This is a genomic window from Candidatus Omnitrophota bacterium, assembly GCA_028716565.1.
Classification (GTDB): domain Bacteria; phylum Omnitrophota; class Gorgyraeia; order Pluralincolimonadales; family Pluralincolimonadaceae; genus Pluralincolimonas.
Map to the genome: position 1 here is coordinate 356,565 of JAQUPL010000001.1, position 21,829 is coordinate 378,393.

Annotated in this window: 24 protein-coding genes; all 24 read right to left on the bottom strand. The window is 52.5% G+C overall.

Annotated elements, in window-relative coordinates; translation table 11 throughout:
- Positions 1–3 precede the first annotated feature (3 nt).
- Positions 4–357, bottom strand: a complete 354-nt coding sequence (locus PHO67_01880; protein ID MDD5545895.1) for an aspartate 1-decarboxylase — start codon at positions 355–357, stop codon at positions 4–6.
- Positions 358–1,200 carry a pantoate--beta-alanine ligase gene (gene panC / locus PHO67_01885; protein ID MDD5545896.1) on the bottom strand — a complete coding sequence of 281 codons (843 nt, stop codon included), beginning with the start codon at positions 1,198–1,200 and terminating at the stop codon, positions 358–360.
- On the bottom strand, positions 1,175–1,624 hold the full coding sequence (folK, locus tag PHO67_01890; protein MDD5545897.1) for a 2-amino-4-hydroxy-6-hydroxymethyldihydropteridine diphosphokinase: 450 nt from the start codon (positions 1,622–1,624) through the stop codon (positions 1,175–1,177). The genes panC and folK overlap by 26 nt, the downstream gene beginning before the upstream one ends.
- Before the next feature lie 2 nt (positions 1,625–1,626).
- A complete protein-coding gene (locus tag PHO67_01895) occupies positions 1,627–2,796 on the bottom strand; it encodes an LL-diaminopimelate aminotransferase (protein ID MDD5545898.1) in 1,170 nt (389 codons plus the stop codon).
- The gene (gene dapB / locus PHO67_01900; GenBank protein ID MDD5545899.1) at positions 2,793–3,524 is read right to left on the bottom strand and encodes a 4-hydroxy-tetrahydrodipicolinate reductase; all 732 of its coding nucleotides are present in this window, start codon (positions 3,522–3,524) and stop codon (positions 2,793–2,795) included. Before dapB ends, PHO67_01895 begins: the two co-directional genes overlap by 4 nt.
- Positions 3,525–3,528: 4 nt before the next feature.
- Complete coding sequence (dapA, locus tag PHO67_01905) at positions 3,529–4,398, bottom strand: 4-hydroxy-tetrahydrodipicolinate synthase (GenBank protein MDD5545900.1); 870 nt, start codon at positions 4,396–4,398, stop codon at positions 3,529–3,531.
- A 16-nt stretch (positions 4,399–4,414) separates the two neighbouring features.
- Positions 4,415–5,233: a diaminopimelate epimerase gene (gene dapF, locus PHO67_01910; GenBank protein MDD5545901.1), complete on the bottom strand. Its 819-nt coding sequence runs from the start codon at positions 5,231–5,233 to the stop codon at positions 4,415–4,417.
- 13 nt (positions 5,234–5,246) lie between these two features.
- Positions 5,247–6,506: a diaminopimelate decarboxylase gene (lysA, locus tag PHO67_01915; GenBank protein MDD5545902.1), complete on the bottom strand. Its 1,260-nt coding sequence runs from the start codon at positions 6,504–6,506 to the stop codon at positions 5,247–5,249.
- On the bottom strand, positions 6,506–7,825 hold the full coding sequence (gene argH, locus PHO67_01920; GenBank protein MDD5545903.1) for an argininosuccinate lyase: 1,320 nt from the start codon (positions 7,823–7,825) through the stop codon (positions 6,506–6,508). The genes lysA and argH overlap by 1 nt, the downstream gene beginning before the upstream one ends.
- Positions 7,822–9,006 (bottom strand): argininosuccinate synthase, encoded by a 1,185-nt coding sequence (locus PHO67_01925; GenBank protein MDD5545904.1) that lies wholly within the window; start codon positions 9,004–9,006, stop codon positions 7,822–7,824. The genes argH and PHO67_01925 overlap by 4 nt, the downstream gene beginning before the upstream one ends.
- Positions 9,007–9,013: 7 nt before the next feature.
- Positions 9,014–9,934: an ornithine carbamoyltransferase gene (gene argF, locus PHO67_01930; GenBank protein ID MDD5545905.1), complete on the bottom strand. Its 921-nt coding sequence runs from the start codon at positions 9,932–9,934 to the stop codon at positions 9,014–9,016.
- Positions 9,924–11,120 (bottom strand): aspartate aminotransferase family protein, encoded by a 1,197-nt coding sequence (locus tag PHO67_01935; GenBank protein ID MDD5545906.1) that lies wholly within the window; start codon positions 11,118–11,120, stop codon positions 9,924–9,926. The genes argF and PHO67_01935 overlap by 11 nt, the downstream gene beginning before the upstream one ends.
- Positions 11,117–11,974 (bottom strand): acetylglutamate kinase, encoded by an 858-nt coding sequence (gene argB / locus PHO67_01940; protein MDD5545907.1) that lies wholly within the window; start codon positions 11,972–11,974, stop codon positions 11,117–11,119. Before argB ends, PHO67_01935 begins: the two co-directional genes overlap by 4 nt.
- Positions 11,958–13,163, bottom strand: a complete 1,206-nt coding sequence (argJ, locus tag PHO67_01945; GenBank protein ID MDD5545908.1) for a bifunctional glutamate N-acetyltransferase/amino-acid acetyltransferase ArgJ — start codon at positions 13,161–13,163, stop codon at positions 11,958–11,960. The genes argB and argJ overlap by 17 nt, the downstream gene beginning before the upstream one ends.
- Positions 13,154–14,182 (bottom strand): N-acetyl-gamma-glutamyl-phosphate reductase, encoded by a 1,029-nt coding sequence (gene argC / locus PHO67_01950; protein ID MDD5545909.1) that lies wholly within the window; start codon positions 14,180–14,182, stop codon positions 13,154–13,156. The genes argJ and argC overlap by 10 nt, the downstream gene beginning before the upstream one ends.
- Positions 14,183–14,357: 175 nt before the next feature.
- Entirely contained in the window at positions 14,358–14,753 is a 396-nt protein-coding gene (rpsI, locus tag PHO67_01955; GenBank protein MDD5545910.1) for a 30S ribosomal protein S9, read from the bottom strand.
- A gap of 12 nt (positions 14,754–14,765) precedes the next feature.
- Positions 14,766–15,185, bottom strand: a complete 420-nt coding sequence (gene rplM, locus PHO67_01960; protein ID MDD5545911.1) for a 50S ribosomal protein L13 — start codon at positions 15,183–15,185, stop codon at positions 14,766–14,768.
- A gap of 75 nt (positions 15,186–15,260) precedes the next feature.
- A complete protein-coding gene (locus tag PHO67_01965; GenBank protein MDD5545912.1) occupies positions 15,261–16,817 on the bottom strand; it encodes a sodium-dependent transporter in 1,557 nt (518 codons plus the stop codon).
- Positions 16,817–17,551, bottom strand: coding sequence for a tRNA pseudouridine(38-40) synthase TruA (gene truA / locus PHO67_01970; GenBank protein MDD5545913.1), 735 nt, complete (start codon positions 17,549–17,551; stop codon positions 16,817–16,819). Before truA ends, PHO67_01965 begins: the two co-directional genes overlap by 1 nt.
- On the bottom strand, positions 17,527–18,558 hold the full coding sequence (locus PHO67_01975) for an aspartate-semialdehyde dehydrogenase (GenBank protein MDD5545914.1): 1,032 nt from the start codon (positions 18,556–18,558) through the stop codon (positions 17,527–17,529). Before PHO67_01975 ends, truA begins: the two co-directional genes overlap by 25 nt.
- Before the next feature lie 11 nt (positions 18,559–18,569).
- The gene (locus PHO67_01980) at positions 18,570–19,625 is read right to left on the bottom strand and encodes a 3-isopropylmalate dehydrogenase (protein ID MDD5545915.1); all 1,056 of its coding nucleotides are present in this window, start codon (positions 19,623–19,625) and stop codon (positions 18,570–18,572) included.
- On the bottom strand, positions 19,622–20,110 hold the full coding sequence (locus tag PHO67_01985; protein MDD5545916.1) for a 3-isopropylmalate dehydratase small subunit: 489 nt from the start codon (positions 20,108–20,110) through the stop codon (positions 19,622–19,624). Before PHO67_01985 ends, PHO67_01980 begins: the two co-directional genes overlap by 4 nt.
- Positions 20,107–21,378 (bottom strand): 3-isopropylmalate dehydratase large subunit, encoded by a 1,272-nt coding sequence (leuC, locus tag PHO67_01990; protein MDD5545917.1) that lies wholly within the window; start codon positions 21,376–21,378, stop codon positions 20,107–20,109. The genes PHO67_01985 and leuC overlap by 4 nt, the downstream gene beginning before the upstream one ends.
- On the bottom strand, positions 21,379–21,828 hold the full coding sequence (locus PHO67_01995) for an N-acetyltransferase (protein MDD5545918.1): 450 nt from the start codon (positions 21,826–21,828) through the stop codon (positions 21,379–21,381).
- Between the last annotated feature and the right edge of the window lies 1 nt (position 21,829).

Below are 21,829 nucleotides of genomic sequence, written 5' to 3' on the forward strand. Positions count from 1 at the left end.
ACTTTAGGCTTTCTTTATCCTGTTCTTGGCGTCGACAAATACTATTTTAGGTTTGATCTTGCGGACTTCCGATTCGTCCGCCTGGCAATATGATATTATTATGACGGTGTCTCCCTTGTGCGCCCAGCGCGCGGCAGCCCCGTTCATGCAGATCGTACCGCTTCCGGTTTTTCCGGCTAGTGTGTAGGTCTCGACGCGCGAACCGTTGTTCAGGTTGACTATCTGGACGCGTTCGCCGGGGAGCATATCCGCGGCCTTCAGTAGTTTCCCGTCTATAGTGATGGAGCCGGTGTACTTAAGATTCGCCTCGGTCACGGTCGCGCCGTGTATCTTCGACTTTAACATCGTCCTTAACATTTACGTTTTTACCTCTATGTTGTCTATCAACCGTGTTGAGCCTATCCACACTGCCACTACTACCAGGACCTTGCCCTTGATCTTTTTCACGTCTTTCAGGTCATCCGGGTTTACTATCGAAATGTAATCGATCTTGTCCCCGGCAGCCGAAATCATCTTCCTTATCTCGGACTTTATCTTCGCGGCATCCCTACTGCCTGATTTTATCAAATCCCCCGCCAGTTGTAAAGCACGATATACCGTCGGGGCGGCCCTCCTCCCGTCGGGAGAAAGGTAGGCGTTGCGCGATGACATCGCCAATCCGTCCCTTTCCCTGACCGTAGGCATGACTTTTATCCTTATCCCCATATTCAGGTCTTCGGCCATCTGCTTTACCACGATAGCCTGCTGCGCGTCCTTCTGTCCGAAGTAAGCCGTATCCGGCCTGACGATATTAAAAAGCTTTGCGACGATTGTAGCCACCCCGCGGAAATGCGCAGGCCTGGACTTCCCGCAGAGATTCCCTGTAAGCCCCTCGACATTCACATACGTCGAATATCCCTTCGGGTACATCGCCTTCACCGCCGGATAAAAGATATGATCTACACCTTCTTTTTTACAAAGAGCTGCGTCTTTCCGCAGATCGCGGGGATATTCCTTATAATCCTCGTTCGGCCCGAACTGCGCCGGGTTCACGAAGATGCTCACTACGACCGTCTTATTCTCTTTGCGGGCGCGCCTGATAAGCGAAAGGTGCCCCTCGTGGAGAAAGCCCATCGTAGGGACGAAACCGACGGGCCTGCCTTTCTGTCTGTCGCGTTTGAGTTCTTTATTCAGTTTATTTATCGAGCGGATTATTTTCATGTTCACTTTCGCTGAACTTAGAGGCCACGTCAGGAGCTATCTCTGCAAGCGGCTCTAACATAAAACGCCTCAAATGAAGCTGAGGGTGGGGTATCACAAGGTCCGGCTCATTCATTACGATATCACCGTACAGGAGAATATCCAGGTCGATCTCCCTGGGGCCCCATTTTACTCTTGACGGCGTCCTTCCTACCTTCTTTTCCGTCAGTTTAAGGAGCGCGAGCAACTCGTGAGGCGTAAGATGTGTTTGGATCTCCGCGGCGCCGTCGAGGAACTTATCCTGCGGCGGGCCGCCGACAGGATCGGTCTCGTATAGCTTTGAGACCTTTATCACCTCAACCATCCTTGAATCCCTGAGCTCTTCTATCGCTTTTCCTATATTCCCGCGCCTATCGCCCAGGTTAGAGCCAAGCGCGATGAACACCCTTACTTTAGGAATTTCTTTATCCTCTGGACCGCGGTCTTTATCCTGTCCTTGGAAACGGTGAGGGCCATCCTTATATAACCTTCCCCGTACCTGCCGAACCCGTTGCCGGGCGTAACGATGATATCGGCCTTCTCGAGCAAAGCCTTTGCCAGCGAGGAGGAGTTATAGCCCGGAAGGTTCTTTGCCCAGACATAGAACGACGCCTTCGGCTTGGGAACTTTCCAGCCCAGGGAATTCAGGCCGTTCACCAGCGCGTCGCGGCGTTCCTTGTATGTCTTATTGGCTCTCGCTACCGGTCCCTGCGGTCCTTCGAGCGCGGCGATCCCGGCCAGTTGCACCGCCTGGAATATTCCCGAATCGATGTTCGATTTCACCTTCGCGAGCCCCTGGATGGCTTTCTTGTTCCCGCAAGCCCATCCTATCCTCCAGCCCGTCATATTGTATGTCTTCGAGAGCGAGTGGAATTCGACTGCCCTGTCCTTGGCGCCGACCATCTGGAGAATGCTCATCGGGCGGTATTTGTCGTAACAGACCTCCGAATACGCCGCGTCTGAACAGATGAGGATATTGTTCCTGTGCGCGAAATCTAGAGCTTTCTTGTAGAATTCTTCGTCAGCGACCGCGCCGGTCGGGTTATTCGGATAATTGACGAACATCATCTTAGCCTTATTCGATACGGACGGGTCTATCCTATCCAAGTCCGGCAGGAAATCGTTCTCTGCCAGTAACGGCATAAGGTAAGGCATGCCGCCTGCAAATATCGTCCCGTTCTTGTAAGGCGGGTAGCACGGGTCAGGCACAAGCACGTAGTCGCCCGGATTTATGAAAGCGAGCGGCATATGAGCTATCCCCTCTTTCGAGCCGATAAGCGGCAACACCTCGGCATCAGGGTCAAGTTCGACCTTGAACCTCTTCTTATACCATTTCGCTATCGCATGCCTGAGCTGCGGCATCCCTGAATCCAGCGCATAATGGTGGTTATCCGGCTCGAGCGAGGCCTCGTGAAGTGCTTTTATTATATGGCCGGGCGTCGGCAGGTCAGGGTCACCGATGCCCAGATCGATTATATCCCTGCCCTTGGCTTTCGCCTGCCTCTTCGCCTTGTCTATCTCCGCGAAAAGATACGGTGGAAGTTTTGCTAATCTTTCGGAAAATTCAAACTCGCTCATTTGATGTCTCCTAATACATCCTGCATGTCGTATAATCCCGGTTTTTTTCCGGCGATGAATTTCGCGGCGGCCAAAGCGCCCTTAGCTAATATATCGCGAGTCTTAGCGCTGTGCGAAAGCTCGATCGTGTCATAAGGGCTTTCGAACGTTACTTTGTGGTCGCCGACTATTTCGCCCTCGCGTATCGACTTTATGTCCGAGACCTCGCGGTTGGACGCCTCCTTGACTATCTGGGCAAGTTTCTTCGCAGTCCCTGACGGCGCGTCCTTCTTGTGTATATGGTGCGCCTCGACAATCGTCACGCCGTAATCCTTCGATAATTTCGCCGCGGCGTCCCTAACCAGACGGAAGAGAATGTTCACGCCTATCGACATATTCGGCGAGAAGACGACGGGTATCTTCTTGGCGGCTTCCCTGATCTTATTTACCTGCTCATCGGTAAATCCCGTAGTGCCGATAACAAGAGCCTTTTTATATTTTACGGCGGCGGCAAGATGCTCCATCGTAGCTTCGGGAACGGTAAAATCCATCAGGACATCGGCGGCCTTTATATCATCGAGCTGGTCCGAGACCTCGCCGTACGCGAACTTCGAGCCGACAGACGGGTGCCCTTTCGCTTCTAGCCCGAGGATGACCCTCATCCCGCTCTCTTTCGGGGCCAACCCGGCGATCCTTGCGCCCATCTTTCCTGCGTACCCGCAAACAGCGACTTTTATCAATTCGGTCATTATTTTACAAGCCGTATTTTTTCAGAGCCTCGGCGAGTTTCGCGAGGTTCTCTTCCGACATATGGCACAACGGCAGGCGGAGTTCCGGCTCTATCATACCCATCAGTTCCATCGCCGTCTTTACCGGTATCGGATTCGTCTCGATGAACATGGCTTTCACAAGCGGCAACAACTTATAATGAAGTTCCTGGGCCTTTTTTATGTCACCCTTCTTGAAGGAAGCCACCAGGTCGGCCACATCCCGCGGCACGATATTTGCCACGACCGATATTACGCCCACCCCGCCGATAGCTAGGATAGGCAGCGTAAGCGCGTCGTCGCCTGAGATTATCGCGAAGTTAGGCCCGCAGAGGTAACGTATCTTCGAGATCTGCTCGAGGTTCCCGCTCGATTCCTTCACACCCACTATATTCTTTATCTGCGCCAGTTTCTGGAACGTCTCCGGCTCGATATTTACCGCTGTGCGCGACTGGATATTGTAAGGGATGATCGGTATCTTTACCGAATCCGCGACCGCCTTGTAATGCATATAGAGCCCGCGCTGTGTCGGCTTGTTGTAATAAGGCGACAATAACAGCGCCGCGTCCGCGCCTGCCTTTTCGGCATACTTCGTCAGCTCGATCGCCTCAGCCGTGCAATTCGATCCCGTCCCTGCGATTATAGCGATCCTTTTCTTCGCCGCCTCTATCACCACCTCTATCACGCGGTTGTGCTCCTCGTGCGTCAACGTCGCGGACTCGCCGGTCGTCCCGCACGGCACTATGCCCGAGGTCCCGTTCTTTATATGGAACTCTACAAGCTCGCGTAATTTTGCTTCGTCAACTTTCCCGTTCTTGAAGGGTGTCACAAGCGCAACTATCGAACCTTCGAACATCCTTACTCCCTCCTAATTATTTGTAAAGATACTTGCCTAAAAATACTTCCCGTGCGCCGCCTTCCAGATAGACGTCGGTAAAATCATCACCGCTCCTCTTGAAATATATTTTAAGACTGTCCCCGCCTTTTGTAAGGCAGGTAACAGGGCTCTTAAAATTCTTCACAACCGCCGATATGATCGCGGAGGCCGTGACGCCGGTCCCGCAGGCGAGCGTCTCGCCCTCAACACCGCGCTCGTATGTACGCACTTTAATAGGTCCGTTCCTTCCACCGACTTCAACAAAATCCACGTTCGTGCCTCGCGGCGCAAAAGTGCAATGGTAACGCACCTCTTTGCCTGTTGTCTTTACGTTATGGCCCTCAAGATGGTCCACGAAAATGACCGCGTGCGGCACACCGGTGTTCACAAAATTAACGTTATACCCGCCGTCGCTTAAAGCGAGGTTGATATCGAGTTTCAAGCCGCTGGGATCCGACATCTTCAGTTTTACTATCGCGCCCTTGACCTCGGCTTCGATCACTCCGGCGAGCGTCTCGAAATCCATCCTCTTTCCGGCTATCTTGTTTCCTACAGCGAATAACGCCGCGCAGCGCGCGCCGTTGCCGCACATCTCGGCCTCGCTGCCGTCGGAATTTATTATGCGCATCCTGAAATCGGCCTTTTTCGAGCGCTCGAGAGCGATAAGCCCGTCGCCTCCGGCCCCGTAATTCCTGTCGCAGATCTCCCTGGCGAAGGAATACAGTTTCGCGCCGGGTATAAGCGCTTTGCGGTTATCGATGACGACAAAGTCGTTTCCGCTGGCGACCATCTTGACGAATGCTATATTTTTCATGGATAGGTTTGGCTCACTTAAGTTCTTTGGGGATATTCTCGCCTTTTACGAGGTCTTCGTATTTTTCCCTCTCTCGCACCACGTAGAACCTTCCGCGCAGGACCATCACCTCGGCGACGCGCGGCCTCGAGTTGTAATTGCTGGACATGGTAAACCCATAAGCGCCCGCTCCCATCACGGCTATCAATTCGCCGGGCTGGAACTCGGGCAGCCTCCTGTCCCTGGCCAGGACATCCCCGCTCTCGCAGATCGGGCCTACAACATCGGCCAGTATCTTCCTGCGCGCCGGCCGCCTTATCACCGGGATGATCTCATGATAGGCGTCATAGAGCGACGGGCGGATAAGGTCGTTCATCGCCGCGTCGGATATGATGAAATTCTTTGAGCGGGTCTTCTTGACATACGTCACTTTCGCTACCAGTATACCGCTGTTGCCGGCGATAAACCTGCCCGGCTCGAGTATGAGCCGGACGTTTATCCTGCGTATAAGCGATACCACGGACTTAGCGAAACGCGCGGCGGTCTGCGGCTTTTCCTTGTTGTAGATTATCCCGAGACCGCCTCCTATATTAAGCCAGTCGACCCTCGCGCCTTTCCTCCTAATATTCCCGATCAATGTGCCGGTCTTGTTTATTGCCTTGCGGAACGGCTCGGCCTCGGTTATCTGCGAGCCGATGTGTATGTGTATCCCGCGCAGGCGGACGTTCGGGTATTTCGAGGCCTTCAGGAACGTTCCCTCGACGGTCGTGAAATCCAGGCCGAACTTGTTCTCAGCTTTCCCAGTCGTGATGAATTTGTGCGTATGCGGGTCGATATCCGGGTTGGCGCGCAGGGTGCAGTCCACCACTCTGCCGAGCCTCTTGGCGGTCTTGTTTATCTGCGCCAATTCAGGCAGAGATTCGATATTAAAGAATAATATGCCCGACCTTATCGCGTCCTCTATTTCGCGTGCGGTCTTGCCGACGCTCGCGTAGACGATCTTCTTCGGGTCGCATCCGACCTTCAGCGCCTTGTACAACTCGCCTCCGGATACGACATCGAGCCCTGCGCCGGCTTTTACAAGCGCCATGACGACAGCGAGGTTCGAGTTCGCCTTCATCGAAAAGCAGATGAGCGGATTAAGCTCCGAGAAAGCGTCGCGCAGTTTCCTGTAATGGTCTATGAGCGTCTTGTGGCTGTAGAGATAGAAAGGCGTCCCTACGGCGGCGGCTATGCCGCCTATCCCCACATCCTCACAGAAGAGCTCATCGCCCTTATATTTGAATTCGTGCATTATCTTCCTTTTTTCCTTGATGCAACCGACACCTTCGGGTCCAATAATTTAAAGGCGTCCTTCTCGAATTTATCCGAAAACTTCTTGAGTTCTTTAAGAGCGAGACCGGATATCCTCTCTTTCTTTTCGAGAGTCGCCGTTACTAATTTGCCGATCACCGAATGCGCCTGTCTCGAATCCAGCCCCTTAGCGACCAGGTACTCGGCCAGGTCTGTCGCGTAAAGCGACTCGTCCAAAAGCGCCCTGTCAATATTCGCCTTGTTTACTTTTATGCCTTTCATCAGCTCGGCATAAATAGACAGCACCTTCGATATCTTCTCGACCGAATCGAAGAGCGGCTGCTTGTCCCACTGCATATCCCTGTTATATGTCAAAGGCAACCCCTTCATCATCGTCAGGACCGAGAATAAATTCCCGTATATACTGCCGGAGATGCCCCTGGCCAGCTCGAGGAAATCCGGGTTGACCTTTTGCGGCATTATGCTAGAGCCGGTGCAGAACTGCTGGTCTATCTCGACGAACCCAAACTCAGGCGTAGCCCAGAGTATGAGGTCCGAAGCGAGCCTCGAGAGGTGCATCGATACCAGCGATATAGCCTCAAGAAGTTCGGCGACAAAATCCCTGTCGGATACCGCGTCCATCGTGTTTTCGCAGAGCGACGCAAAACCCAGCTCTTTGGCGACATATTTCCTGTCGATCTTAAGCGAAGTCCCGGCCAACGCGCATGCGCCAAGCGGCATGAAGTCCGCCGCATGATAGGCGTAATGGAGCTTCCTCTTGTCCCTTGCCAGCATCCATACATATGCCTCAATGTGGTCGGACAAAAGCACCGGCTGCGCGTGCTGCGTATGCGTCAGGCCCGGCACTATCACGTCCTTGTTCTTCTTCGCGAAACCGAGCAAGGATTCCTGCAAACTCGAAACCAAGCCGTATAATTCCTGGGCCTTATCCTTGCAATACATCCTCGTATCCAACGCGACCTGGTCGTTCCTCGACCGTGCGGTATGCAGCTTGAGCGCCGGCTTGCCTATCTTCTTCTCCAGGGCATTCTGGATATTTGTATGGATATCCTCAGCCGTAAAGTCGTATACGAACCTGCCCGCATCGATCTCTTTAGATATCGCGGTAAGCCCTTTTACTATCGCGGCGGCGTCTTTCTTCGGGATTATCCCGCATTTCCCGAGCATCTTCGCGTGGGCGATAGAGCCGAGGACGTCGTACTCTGCCAGCCTGTAGTCAAAATACATGCTGCACGAAAAATCCTCGAACTCAGGGTCCTGCGACTTCTTGAACCTTCCGCCCCAAAGTTTCTTTTTCATTTTTTATGCGATCCTTTATAAGGCAATCCCCATATCTGGACGAAACCTTTCGCCAGCGACTGGTCGAACTTATCGCCCTGCTCGTATGTCGCCAGCTCTTTCTTGTAAAGCGAGTCCGGAGATTTCCTGCCGACGACTATACAATGGCCTTTATGCAGTTTCACCTTCACCGTGCCGTTGACAGACTTCTGCGTCTCGTCGACGAATTTATCGAGCGCCTCCTTGAGCGGCGTATACCAGAGCCCGAAATAAGTAAGCTCCGCGTATTTGAGCGCGACAGTTTCCTTGAAATGCAGCGTCTCCCTGTCAAGGACAAGGGCTTCGAGCGCCTTATGCGCGTTAAAAAGCGTCCATGCCGCAGGCGCCTCGTATATCTCCCTCGACTTTATGCCGACGAGCCTGTTCTCGATCATATCGCTCCTGCCTACGCCGGCGTCGCCGGCCATCTTCGACAGTTTCAATATCAGGCCTACGCCGTCCATGCCATTTCCGTTGAGCTTGACAGGCAAACCGCCCTTGAATTCTATCTCCGCATAGACGGGCTCCGCCGCCGCCTTATCTACTCCCTTTGTAAGTTGATATATATCTTCGTCAGGCGCGTAATAAGGATCTTCCAGCTTCCCACTTTCAATCGATATTCCCCATAGATTAAGATCAATCGAGTACGGCTTTTTCTTGGTCGTATCAATGGGAATATTATTCTTCTTTGCATATTCTATCTCTTCGGCCCTTGTCTTTAACTCCCACTCCCTGACAGGCGCCAGTATTTTCAAATTAGGATCAAGCGATCCTATCGTGACCTCAAACCTTACCTGGTCATTGCCTTTACCCGTACAGCCGTGCGCGACATATGCGGCCTTCTCTTTATGGGCCGTCTCTACGAGTCCCTTGGCGATTATCGGCCTCGACAGCGCCGTCGCAAGCAGGTATCCGCCTTCGTATACCGCCCCGGCTTTAAGCGACTTGAATACGAAGTCCTTCACGAACTCCTTCTTCAGGTCCTCGACAACGACCTTTACGGCGCCGGTAGCCAATGCCCTCTTCTTATAGACCTCAAAGTCAGACTCCTGGCCTACGTCAGCCATATAAGCGATGACGTCGTAACCCTTCTTCGACAGCCACTTTATTATGACCGAAGTATCGAGTCCGCCTGAATACGCAAGCACTACTTTCTTGTTCATATCATCCTCACTTTAAAAGTAAAAGTAATATCGCCTTTTCGACATGCAGTCTATTCTCCGCCTGATCAAATACAACCGAATGCGGGCTCTCCAGAGACTCGTCAGAGATCTCCTCGCCCCTGTGCGCGGGCAGACAGTGCATGATAATATAATCTTTCTTAGCCTTCGAACAAAGTTTCTCATTTATCTGAAAACCCTTAAATGCCTTTAACCTCTCCGCCTTTTCCTTCTCCTGTCCCATACTAGTCCAGACATCCGTATATATCACGTCTGCTCCGGCAACCGCCATCTCCGGGTCGGTGCAGATAACGACCTTCGAGCCAGTGACTCCGGCGAAATCCTCGGCTATCTTCACAACCTCTTTGTCCGCCTCGTAACCCTTTGGTGTAGCCACGGCGATATCCGCACCTACCCGGGCCGCGGCCATAAGAAGCGAGTTGCAGACGTTATTGCCGTCGCCTACGAACGCTATCTTTACTCCCTTCACCCTGCTTTTCTTCTCCTTGACCGTAAAAATGTCAGCGAGAGCCTGGCACGGGTGCGAGAAATCCGAAAGTCCGTTTATGACCGGGACCGTCGAATATTCCGCCAGTTCGATTATGTCGCCGTGCTTAAATGTCCTGGCCACTATGCCGTCAAGGTATCTCGAGAGCGTCCGCGCGACATCCTTTATGGCTTCCCTTTCGCCGAGCTTTACTTCATCGGGCGCGAGAAATATTGCGGTTCCGCCTAACTGGGCCATCGCGGCCGCAAAAGATACCTTCGTCCTTAAAGAGGGCTTCTGGAATACCAACCCCAGGGTCTTCCCCTTCAGCGGCTCGTCTTTGGATATCTTTCCCTCGCCCTTCAATTTAGCGGCCAGGGCGAATATCTCCTCGATATCCGAGATCGAAAGGTCCTTTATCGTTATCAGGTCTTTAGCCTTCAACTGTTACTCCCTTCATGACTTCCTGCAGTATCGCGACAGCCCCGTCTATATCCGCGTTCTTGACCACCAGCGGCGGCATTATCCTCAATACCTTCTTCTGCGTGCAATTTATGAGAAGGCCCTTCTCGACGCATTTGTCTATTATCTGCTTCCCTTCTATCTCAAGCTCGACCGCCTGCATCAGGCCTTTGCCCCTTACTACCTTTACGAACGGGAAATCCTTCTTTAAAAGCGAAAGCCTGTTATGGAGATACCTGCCCCTCCTTACGGCCTTCTCAACAAGGTTGCCTTCCTCTATCGCCTCGAATACCGCGAGCGCGGCTGCGCACGCGAGCGGGCTGCCTCCGAATGTCGAGGCATGCGTCCCGGGCTGCAGCACATCGGAGATCTCTCTCTTGGCGACCATCGCGCCTATCGGGAACCCGCCGCCGAGCGACTTGGCCAGCGTCATGATATCGGGCGTCACATTGTAATGCTGGTAGCAGAACATCTTCCCTGTCCTGGCTATCCCGGTCTGGACCTCGTCGAATACGAGGAGTATCTTCTTCTCTTCGCAGACTTTCTTCAATCCCGCGATGAACTCTTCGGACGCGACGTTTATCCCGCCCTCGCCCTGTATCGGCTCGAGCATTATCGCCGCGGTCTTGTCGGTTATCTTCGACTTGACCGATTCCAGGTCGTTGAACTTCGCGTATACGAAACCGCCGGGCAGCGGCGCGAACCCCTCCTGGTATTTCGGCTGCGCCGTCGCCGTTATCGCCGCCAGCGTCCTGCCGTGGAAGGATTCCTCCATAGTTATTATCTCATATTTTCCCGACGGATACCCTACTTTTCTCGCCAGTTTGATGGCGCCTTCTACCGCCTCGGCGCCGCTGTTACAGAAGAATACCTTACCGTCGAATGAATTTTCAATTATCTTCTTCGCCAGTTTCCCCTGCAGTTCGTTGTAATAGTTGTTCGGCACGTGGATTATCTTCCCAACCTGCTCCTTTATCGCCTTGACCACCTTCGGGTGGCAATGGCCGAGCCCTGACACGGCCCATCCCGGGAAAAAATCCAGGAACTCTTTGCCCTCTATGTCATATGCCTTTATGCCTTTGCCTTTTACCATCACAAGCGGTGACTTGGCGTAAGTCGGCATCACGTATTCGTAATACAGTTGCACAACTTCTTCTGTCTTCGTCATTTTATTATCTCCGTTCCTATTCCTTTGTCGGTAAATACCTCAAGTAATATCGCGTGGCTCAGTCTACCGTCGATAATATGCGTCTTGTTCACGCCTTTCTTCAGCGCGTCGACCACTGCCTTTACCTTGGGGATCATCCCGCCCCGTATCACTCCCCTTTCGATCAATTCTTCGGCTTCCTTCCTTTTTAATGTCGGGATAAGGGTATTCTCGTCCGACTCATCCCTCAATATCCCGTTGGTATCGGTTATCAAAACAAATTTTTCCGCCTTAAGCGCCGCGGCTATGTCGCAGGCCGCGAGGTCGGCGTTGATGTTATAGGCCTTCCCGTCTTTGCCGGCAGCTACCGGGGTTATGACCGGTATAGCCCCGGCCTTGAGCGCGTCCTTTATAGGCTTTGTGTTTACCGATACGATCTTGCCCAGGAAGCCCATATACTTGCCCTTATGCTTTAATGTCACGGCCTTTATTATCTTGTCCTTTTTGCCGGAGAGCGCCTTGACCTTTCCGCCAAGCTCCTCTATATGTTTCGCTATCTCCTTGTTCGTCGCCTCGAGCGTATCGTCGACTATCTTCATCGTCTTCGAGTCGGTGACCCTGAACCCGTCTACGAATTTCGCGACTATTCCGGCTTCCTTCATCTTTTCGGTGATCCTCGGCCCGCCGCCGTGTATGATGACCGGCTTTATCCCGACCAGGCTCATGAAGATTATGTCCTGGAAGATGCCGGAGATGACTTCCCTGTTTTCCATCATGCTGCCGCCGGCCTTTATGACGACCGTCTTGCCCCTGAACTTCCTTATGTAAGGCAGCGCCTCTATGAGGACGTCGGCCTTTTTAATTATATCTTGCATTTATTTTAATATACCCTTCCGTAAGGTCGCATGTCCACGCCGTCGCCGAATGCTTTCCCGAGTTAAGGTCGACCGTTATCGCCGCTTCTTTCTTCTTAAGCGACTTCTGCGCCTTCGGCCTTAATCCGAAATTGGCGTTCCCGCCGCTGACTATCTTTATGCCGTTCAGGTAAATATCCAGCTTCGACTCGTTAAGTTTCACTCCCGAGGCCCCGGCCGATGAAGCGATCCTCCCGGTATTCGGGTCCTCGCCTGCGATAGCCGTCTTGACCAGGTTCGAATTGGCTATCTCTTTCGCCATCTTCTTCGCGTCGGCCTTGCTCTTCGCTCCCTTGACCTGCACCTCTATGAATTTGCTCGCGCCTTCCCCGTCCTTGGCTATCTCCTTGGCCAGATAGACCATGACGTATTTCAGCGCTTCACAGAATATTTTATGGCCCTTGCTACCGTTCTTTATCTTCGCGTTCGCGGCGAGTCCGTTAGCCATTATAAAAACGGCGTCGTTCGTGCTCATATCGCCGTCGACCGTCACCATATTCAATGAATCCTCTACCGCGTCTTTCAAGGAACTCTTTAATGCTTTAACATCTATATCCGCGTCTGTCGTGATGAAGCAGAGCAAAGTCGCCATGTTCGGGCATATCATTCCCGAACCTTTGGCTATCCCGCCTATCTTCACGGTCTTGCCGCCTATCTTCACGGCGACCGCTATCCTCTTCGGGATGAGGTCGGTCGTCATTATCGCCTTGGCTGCGGAAAGCTCGCCCTCCTTGCACAGGCCTTTCACCAGGGCCGGCACAGACGCCTCGATCTTTTCTACCGCGAGCGGTTTTCCGATTATCCCGGTCGACGCGACGAGCACATCCTGCGCGCCTATCCAGGTATTCGCCGAAACCGCCTCAGCCATCCGGACCGCCCACTTCATCCCGTTCTTCCCGTTAAGGCAGTTGGCGTTCCCGCTGTTAGCTATTATAGCCTGCGCCCGGCCGTCCTTTAAATTCCCGGCGGAAAGTATTACCGGCGCGGCCTTTACCGTATTCTTCGTGAATACGCCTGCCGCGCGGGCCGGGACATTTGAATAAATTAAGGCCAGGTCGAGCTTCTTCTTTTTTATCCCGCTTTTCACGCCCGAGGCGAGAAACCCCTCGGGAGCGGTGACAGACCCTTTTACGATCTTCATCAGATCAATCCTGCCGTTTCATCAAATCCCATCATCAAATTCATGTTCTGGACCGCCTGCGACGCGGCGCCTTTCCAGAGGTTATCTATAGCCGTGACAACGATCGCCCTCTTCCCCGTCACCTTTATGCCGATATCGCAAAAGTTCGTGCTGTATACATTCTTCGTCTCGGGGAATACGCCCTCATCCAGTATCCTCACAAACGGCGCGTCCTTATAGAACCGCTTATAAAGCGCCAGCAGGTCGGCAGTACCCGTCTCTTCCTTCAGCGTGAAATATATCGTCGAGAGTATCCCCTTGTTCATCGGCACGAGATGCGGCGTGAAAGTGACCCCTATCTTTGAGCCGGCCGTGCCCGAAAGCTCCTGGTCTATCTCCGGCATATGCTGGTGCTGGTTTATCTTGTATGCCTTGAAGTTCTCGTTTAATTCCGCGAAATTAAGCGCCAGGGAGGCCGTCCTTCCCGCTCCTGTAACGCCGGATTTCGCGTCGATGATGATCTGGTCCGTATCAACGAAGCCCTTGCTGACCAGCGGCGCGCATCCGAGTATCGAGCCGGTCGGGTAACATCCCGGGTTCGCTATGAATTTCGATCTCGCAATCTCTTTCTTGTACAGTTCCGGCAAACCGTATACCGCATCCTTAAGCAGCGCCGCGCTCGTGTGTTTCGCTCCGTACCATTTCTCATATACGCCTGCGTCTTTTAGCCTGTAGTCCGCGCTCAGGTCGACGACCTTCTTTCCTGCCTTCAAAAAATCAGGGACGAAGAGCATCGAAACCTTATGCGGAAGAGCCAAAAATATCAGGTCTGCCGCCTTCAATATGGCCGGAACGTCGACATTGCCGCATACAAGGTCAAGCCGGCCTTTGAATAGCGGGAATATCTCCGATATCTTCTCGGCCTTCTCAACCTTGCCGCTTACCGAAGTTATCGCTACCTCCGGATGGACCAGCAGTATCTTTATCAGCTCGCAGCCGGCATAACCGGTCGCGCCGACCACCGCTACATTAAGTTTTTCTTTTGACATTTTTATGCCCTTTCGTAAATTGATGCTTTCGCACATACTCAAGCATCAACCCTGCGCAAATCACTATATTTAAACTATGTATAAGTGCACGGATTGATTATAAAATAAAAACGCCTATTCCGTCAAGCAGTTTCCCGTCGGAATAGGCGTAATTTTGCCTTATGTAAATAAGGTGCTAACGTTTAGTCCACTGGAAATGGCTGCGGGCTCCTTTTTGTCCGTACTTTTTACGTTCCTTCATGCGCGGATCGCGGGTCAAAAGGCCTTTGCCGCGGAGAACGGAACGGTAAGTAGAATCCGCCTTGAGCAAGGCGCGGGCTATGCCCAGACGCACAGCGCCTGCCTGGCTTGCCACGCCGCCGCCTGCAACATTCACAAAAATGTCGTATTTTGCCGCGGTCTGTGTCACTTCAAGCGGTTCTTTAAGGATCCCCCTAAGCGTCTCCCTCGGAAAATAATCATCGAGAGTCCTTTTGTTGACGACGAACTGGCCTGAGCCGGATTTTAATATGACCCTGGCCGTAGACTCTTTCCTTCTTCCTGTACCTAGAAATAATGCCTGCGCTTGCATTTCGCTCCTGTATTATACCTTTAAAAGTTCGGGTTTCTGGGCCGCCATGTTATGTTCTTTGCCCGCGAATACTTTCAATTTGCCCAACGCGCTCTTTCCGACCTTGTTCTTCGGCAGCATGCCTTTTACCGCGTGGGTAATGACGTATTCCGGCTTCCTCACCAGCAGGTCCCCCAACATCTCGGACCTCCTCCCGTTCGGATAACCTGAATACCAGTCATATTCTTTTGCGCTCAATTTATTCCCGGTCACTTTTATCTTTGCGGCGTTCACAACGACTACGCCGTCTCCGGTATTTAGGTCCCTGCGGTACGTGGGCTTATTTTTGCCCGAAAGTACGCGCGCGACCGCCACGGCGACCCTTCCCAGGATCTTGCCGTCGGCATCGACTAAAAACCATTTTTCGGCTGTTTTGACTTCCTTTTTTACCATCTTAGGCCTTCCTTGGCTTGGTTAACATCAAGAAGTAAAAATTATAACATAATACGAGGGAATGTCAAGGGAAAATTAATCCAATCCGCCCTTCTTTCTGCGCCACGCGATCTTTACCGCTATCGCGAGACCTGCCAGCACAGCCGCTAGCATAAGCCTAGTCCCAAGGACATAGGGCTTATTCTCAGGGCTTACGTTCTTCATAAGCAGCATATCCATACCGGATTGCACGAAATACCAGCCGAGGATGATCAGCAAAAATACCGGGGTCACGTATCTCATTATAAATTTGTATATTCGCGGGATGCGCAGTTCGGCGCCGTGATGCATCTCCTCCCACGCCTTATCTATGCCGAATACCCATGTGAACAGGATCGTCTCGATAGTCGCGAACAGGACAAGGCAGAAAGTACCTCCCCAGAAGTCGAGCTCGTCCAGGACTCCCCTGCTTAAGAAGAATATAGCCGGCTGGCAGAGTACGAAAGCTACCGCTCCTAATATCGTTACGGCCTTCTTCCTTGTCAGGTTGAATTCATCCTCCATGAACGCAACTGTCGGCTGGGCAAGCGATACCGACGAAGTGATTCCGCCCAGAAATAGCATCAGGAACCAGATGAAACCGAAGAATGCGCCGAATGAGACTTTCTGGAATATTAAAGGCATCGTCACGAACCCGAGATTAAAAGAGCCGCTCTTCGCCACATCCTGCGCGCCTATCGGGCCGAAGAAAACGAACGCCGCGGTGATCACTATGCTTCCCCCGAGGATGACCTCGGCGAACTCGTTCGTGCTCACTGCGGTCAATCCCGACAGAGTAACATCATTGGTCTTCTTTAAGTAGCTCGCATAGGTAAGGATAACGCCTATGCCGACGCTCAACGTGAAGAATATCTGTCCGGCGGCCTCGAGCCAAACCTTAGGGTCCTTGAGAGCCGAAAAATTGGGGTTCCATAGGAAACCCATGCCGTTAAACGAACTCCAGGCAGGCGTAGCCGGGTTCGGCGCGCCTAAGCTTATTACCCTCACCGCGAGCAGGACGCCGCACATGAGCAGCGCAGGCATCGCCCATTTGCAGACTTTTTCTATCCCTCCCTTTATTCCGTAATAGATTACCGTAATGTTTAAGAAGAAAGTTATCACAAAAAATATGTAAGATGTCTTAAGGGAATCGAAGAACTGGTTCTTCTCCAGGCCCTGGTAAGCGCCGAGAAAGGATTGCATTTGCGCCTGCCCCTCGGCGCCCGCGTATTTCCCTGTGAGGGCAAAATAACTGTAGGCGAGGGTCCACGACTCGATGTAGGTGTAATATATCAATATGACTAGCGGGCCGAATATCCCTATTATGCCGAAATATTTGATGAAACGGTTCTTCTTGAGCAACGAATGGAATATGCCGGGCGCCGTGCCGTGCTCGAACCCTCCGCCGTAACGGCCGAGCGACCACTCTATCCACATCAGCGGTATGCCTAATAACAGGAGCGCCACGAAATACGGTATCATGAAAGCGCCGCCGCCGTTGCTGGCCGCTTTTACCGGGAACCTGAGGAAATTCCCCAGGCCGACCGCAGAGCCTGCGACAGCCATAATTATCCCTAATTTCGATCCCCACGCCTGCCTGGCCTTGCCCGCCATCAGTATTTGACCTCCATAAGGCACAACCCCTTTGCCGGGGCTGTCTCGCCGGCAAGTTTCCTATCCTTTGCTTTAAGGATACGGGCCATGCTCCCCGGCGGAAGCCTTCCGCGGCCGATATCTATCAACGTCCCGGCGATATTCCTTACCATATTGTACAAAAATCCGTCTGCCTCGACATCAATAACTATCGCTTCTCCCTTCTTTTTTATATCGAGCTTATTTATCGTGCGGACCGAGGAGCGTTCAACCCTGTCCGCGGCCTGGAACGATTTAAAATCATGTTTTCCCGCGAGAGTCTTAGCTTCTTTTTTCATCAATGCGACATTAAGCTTATAAGGAAGGTATACGGTAAAATTCCCGGAGATCGCGGACCGGGATGAGCCGTTCATTATCGTGTAGCGGTATAGTTTAGACTTCGCGTCGAACCTTGAATTGAATTCAGGCGGGACTTCTTTTGCTTCCTTTATCGCTATATCCTTGGGCAGGACGCTGTTGAGCGCCCTCTGCAGCTTGCAGGGCGGGATCTTCGACCCGGTCTTAAAATTCGCGAACAGGCTTAACGCGTGGACGCCGGAGTCGGTCCTCCCGCAAGAGATAAGCCGCGCCTTACGGCCTGTTATCCGTTTAAGCGCGGCTTCTATGGTATCCTGTATACTTTTAGCGTTCTTTTGCGACTGCCAACCGGCGTAATCCGTGCCGTCGTATTCTATTTTGAGTAGGATATTACGCATTCGGCGATCTGGACCGCGTTTGTAGCGGCGCCCTTGCGCAGGTTATCAGCGACGACCCACAGCCACAGCCCGTTCCTTACGAAATAATCGGAGCGGATGCGGCCTACAAAGGTCTCATCCCTTCCCTCCGCATCCTTGGGCATGGGATAAAGGCCCTTTTTTGGGTCATCCTCGACAATGATCCCCGGAGAACTCGAAAGGAGAGCCCTGACCTTATCCGGGCTTATCGGTTTTCCGGTTTCTATATATATGGACTCGGAATGGCCGGTCCTTACCGGGACCCTCACGGTGGTCGCGGAGATCTTTATCCTGCCGGCATGCATTATTTTATGGGTCTCGTTGACCAGCTTCCACTCCTCGTTGGTGTAATCGCATTCGGCAAAACTGCCTATGTGCGGAAAGACGTTATAAGCTAACTGCTGCGGCATCGAACGCTCCACGTCCACGTGGATATTCTCATATCCTGCCGAAGAGATCGCTGCTGCCTCCGCTTTGAGCTGTTCAACGGCACTCTTGCCTGCGCCTGATGACGCTTGCAAAGTAGTGACGATTATCCTCTTTATCCCGACTTTTTTATGGATCGGGTTAAGCGCTACGACCATCTGGATAGTCGAGCAGTTCGGGTTCGCGATTATTCCCTTGTGCTTTTTGACGTCGGCGGCGTTCACTTCCGGGACGACGAGCGGGACTTTCGGGTCCATGCGAAAATCAGCGCCGTTATCTATGACGACGCATCCCCTCTTTACCGCCTCCGAAGCATATGTGACTGCCGCGCCCTTTTCGCCTTCGGTGCCGGCAAAAAGCGCTATATCCATCCCGTCAAATGCCTCGGGCGAGATCGCCTGGACGGAATATTTCTCCCCGTCAACATTTATTTCCCTGGCGCTTCGCGCCAAGACCCGAAGGTCTCCTACCGGGAAATTCCGCTGGCGCAACACGCGCAGCATCTCTATCCCTACGACACCTACTCCAACGACGACTACATTATATTTATTTTTTCTTTTCATTCCTTTGACCCTTATATCATTCCGGCGACCATATCGCCGACTTCGCTCGTCGAATAACCCATTTTACCGGCCGCGAGCGACTTAAATTTCGTGTTCACGACCTTTATGACCGCGTCCTCTATCGCCTTTCCGGCTTTCTCCTCGCCGAGGTTTTCGAGCATCATCCCGCCGGCGCAGATAGCGGCCAGGGGGTTGATCACATTCTGGCCCGTGTACTTCGGGGCCGAGCCGCCTATCGGTTCGAACATCGATACGCCTTTCGGGTTGATGTTCCCGCCGGCCGCAATACCCATTCCGCCCTGTATCATAGCGCCGAGATCGGTTATGATATCGCCGAAGAGGTTGTCTGTCACTATGACGTCGAACCATTCCGGATTCTTGACGAACCACATCGTAGTCGCGTCGACATGCGCGTAATCTGTCTTGACCCCGGGAAACTCTTTCGCGACCTCGTTGAACGTCCTCTGCCACAGATCCCAAGCGTAAGTCAGGACGTTCGTCTTGCCGCAAAGCGTGAGTTTATTTTTCTTGTTGCGCTTCTTGCATAACTCGAAAGCGTAACGGATACAGCGCTCGACGCCCTTGCGGGTGTTATAAGAGATCTGTATAGCCACCTCTTCGTCAGACCCTTTCTTCTGGAACTCGCCCATCCCCTTGTAGAGGCCTTCCGAATTCTCGCGCACGACGACAAAATCTATATCTTCAGGTTTCTTATCCTTGAGCGGGCAGTATGCCGAGTTATAGAGTTTTACCGGGCGGAGGTTTATATACTGGTCGAGCGAAAACCGCAATTTAAGCAGGACCTGCTGTTCGAGGATGCCTGGTTTTACATCAGGATGCCCGACAGCGCCGAGATAGATCCCGTTATATTTTTTGAGCTCCTCGATGTCCTTTTCATCGACGGTCTTTCCCGTCCTTAAGTAGCGCTCGCCGCTGAAATCGAATATCTTCGACTCATATTTGAAGCCGAACTTATCGCTCGCGGCTTTTAAGACCTTAAGACCTTCATTTATTACTTCCGGCCCTGTCCCGTCTCCGGGTATGACCGCTATCCTGTAATTACTCATTTTTTCTTGACCACCCATTTCATGAGCCCGCCCGCTTCGATAAGCTCCTGCATGAACGCGGGCATGGGCTTTGCCTGGTACTTCTTGTTTTTTGTGAGGTTCCTTATAAACCCTGTCGAGGCGTCGGCTTCCACTTCGTCGCCTTCTTCTATTGATTTTGCTGCCTCCGGGCACTCGAATATCGGGAGGCCTATGTTTATGCTGTTCCTGTAGAATATCCTCGCGAAGCTGTCCGCGATGACGCATGAGATACCGCATCCTTTTATCGCGAGCGGCGCGTGCTCGCGGCTCGAACCGCAGCCGAAGTTCTTACCGCCGACGATTATATCTCCGGAAGAGATCTTCTTCGAAAATCCCGGGATTATACCGTCCATGCAATTCTCACCGAGCACCTTCGGGTCAACCGAAACAAGGCACTTCGCCGGGATTATCTCATCGGTGTTTATGTCGTTCCCGAATTTCCAGGCCTTCCCTTTGAGTATCATATTACTTCCTCCGGATGCGCGATCCTGCCTTTTATCGCGCTAGCCGCTGCTACAGCCGGGTTCGAGAGATAGACCTCTGATTTCAAGTGCCCCATTCTCCCTACGAAGTTGCGGTTCGTCGTCGCGATAGAGCGCTCGCCCGCGGCCAATATCCCCATATGGCCGCCTAAACACGGCCCGCATGTGGGAGTGGAAACAGCGCATCCCGATCTCACGAATATCTCGAGCAATCCCTCGTCCATCGCCTGTAAATATACCGCCTGCGTCGCCGGGAAGATTATGCATCGCACGTCTTTATGGACCTTCTTTCCCTTCAAGACCTTCGCGGCCATCCTCAAGTCACTGATGCGGCCGTTCGTGCACGAGCCGATTACCGACTGGTCGATCCTGACGTTCTTGACCTGGCTTACAGGCTTCGCGTTAGACGGCAACGGCGGCAAGGATACCATCGGCTCGAGTTTCGAGGCATCATATTCCTTTACCTCGCTATATTGCGCGTCCTTATCGCTCTTGTATATTTTCCATTTCTTCTTGGATTTCCGGGTAGTTTCTTTCACGTATTTCAATGTAGTTTCATCGGCCGCGATGATGCCGTTCTTGCCGCCGGCCTCGATGGCCATATTGCACATCGCGAAACGGTCGTCCATCGGGAGGCGCTCGATCGCGGCGCCTGTGAATTCCATCGCCCTATACAAAGCGCCGTCTACGCCGATATCGCCGATCGTATAGAGTATGAGGTCCTTGCCTCCTACCCATTTGTTGAGTTTTCCGCTGTAGATAAATTTTATCGATTCCGGCACCTTGAACCAGATCCTGCCCCTTATGAATACTGCGGCGAGGTCTGTCGAGCCGACGCCTGTCGAGAACGCGCCGACAGCGCCGTAGGTGCAGGTATGCGAATCCGCGCCGATTATGAGGTCGCCGGGAACAGTCAAGCCCTCTTCCGGGAGGAGCGCATGCTCGATCCCCATACAACCGATCTCATAATAATATTTGATGCTGTGTTTATTCGCGAACTCCCTTAAAACTTTAAGCTGCTCGGCGGACTTAATATCCTTTGCCGGAGAGAAGTGGTCCGGGACAAGCGCTATCTTCTTATTATCGAAGACCTTGCCCGCGCCGGCCTTCTCAAACTCCGATATCGCTATAGGCGCGGTGATGTCGTTGCCGAGGCAGAGGTCGACCTTGCAGTCGATCAAATCGCCGGGCGATATCGACTTCTTGTCCGCATGCGCCATCAATATCTTTTCTGTTATCGTGTATCCCATTTACAACTCCTTGATATACGCTATTTCATCGCACTTCGCGAACTTCGCGCAGATGCTGCAATCTGTCCATATCTTCTGCGGCAGCTTCTTCTTCTCGGTCGGCATAAATCCGAATCTCTTGAAGAAATCGGATTTCTGCGTAAGCACGAAGACGCTCTTTATCCCCATATCCTGCGCTTCTTTCAGGCATGACTTCACCAGCCCGGTACCGACCCCTGATTTCACGTGTCCGGCATCGACCGCCAAAGACCTTATCTCTGCCAATTTATTCGAGAAAATATGCAGCGCGCCGCAACCTATCAGGGCGCTGCCCTTCTCATATACCCAGAAATCCCTTATGTTCTCGGCTATCTCGCTCTCGGCGCGTGGAAGCATCATGTTCTTGCCGGCATAATAGCCGATAAGCTCATGTATACGCGCTACGTCTTTTACCTGCGCCTTCCTTACCATA

Coding starts and splice junctions, on each gene's coding strand:
- PHO67_01995 (MDD5545918.1), bottom strand. CDS start 21,828: ATGGTAAGGAAGGCGCAGGTAAAAGACGTAGCGCGTATACATGAGCTT.
- dapA (MDD5545900.1), bottom strand. CDS start 4,398: ATGTTCGAAGGTTCGATAGTTGCGCTTGTGACACCCTTCAAGAACGGG.
- PHO67_01925 (MDD5545904.1), bottom strand. CDS start 9,006: ATGAACAAGAAAGTAGTGCTTGCGTATTCAGGCGGACTCGATACTTCG.
- lysA (MDD5545902.1), bottom strand. CDS start 6,506: ATGCACGAATTCAAATATAAGGGCGATGAGCTCTTCTGTGAGGATGTG.
- PHO67_01895 (MDD5545898.1), bottom strand. CDS start 2,796: ATGAGCGAGTTTGAATTTTCCGAAAGATTAGCAAAACTTCCACCGTAT.
- PHO67_01980 (MDD5545915.1), bottom strand. CDS start 19,625: ATGAGTAATTACAGGATAGCGGTCATACCCGGAGACGGGACAGGGCCG.
- rplM (MDD5545911.1), bottom strand. CDS start 15,185: ATGGTAAAAAAGGAAGTCAAAACAGCCGAAAAATGGTTTTTAGTCGAT.
- argH (MDD5545903.1), bottom strand. CDS start 7,825: ATGAAAAAGAAACTTTGGGGCGGAAGGTTCAAGAAGTCGCAGGACCCT.
- PHO67_01985 (MDD5545916.1), bottom strand. CDS start 20,110: ATGATACTCAAAGGGAAGGCCTGGAAATTCGGGAACGACATAAACACC.
- dapB (MDD5545899.1), bottom strand. CDS start 3,524: ATGACCGAATTGATAAAAGTCGCTGTTTGCGGGTACGCAGGAAAGATG.
- argB (MDD5545907.1), bottom strand. CDS start 11,974: ATGCAAGATATAATTAAAAAGGCCGACGTCCTCATAGAGGCGCTGCCT.
- truA (MDD5545913.1), bottom strand. CDS start 17,551: ATGCGTAATATCCTACTCAAAATAGAATACGACGGCACGGATTACGCC.
- dapF (MDD5545901.1), bottom strand. CDS start 5,233: ATGAAAAATATAGCATTCGTCAAGATGGTCGCCAGCGGAAACGACTTT.
- rpsI (MDD5545910.1), bottom strand. CDS start 14,753: ATGCAAGCGCAGGCATTATTTCTAGGTACAGGAAGAAGGAAAGAGTCT.
- PHO67_01965 (MDD5545912.1), bottom strand. CDS start 16,817: ATGGCGGGCAAGGCCAGGCAGGCGTGGGGATCGAAATTAGGGATAATT.
- PHO67_01880 (MDD5545895.1), bottom strand. CDS start 357: ATGTTAAGGACGATGTTAAAGTCGAAGATACACGGCGCGACCGTGACC.
- argC (MDD5545909.1), bottom strand. CDS start 14,182: ATGTCAAAAGAAAAACTTAATGTAGCGGTGGTCGGCGCGACCGGTTAT.
- panC (MDD5545896.1), bottom strand. CDS start 1,200: ATGAAAATAATCCGCTCGATAAATAAACTGAATAAAGAACTCAAACGC.
- PHO67_01975 (MDD5545914.1), bottom strand. CDS start 18,558: ATGAAAAGAAAAAATAAATATAATGTAGTCGTCGTTGGAGTAGGTGTC.
- leuC (MDD5545917.1), bottom strand. CDS start 21,378: ATGGGATACACGATAACAGAAAAGATATTGATGGCGCATGCGGACAAG.
- PHO67_01935 (MDD5545906.1), bottom strand. CDS start 11,120: ATGACGAAGACAGAAGAAGTTGTGCAACTGTATTACGAATACGTGATG.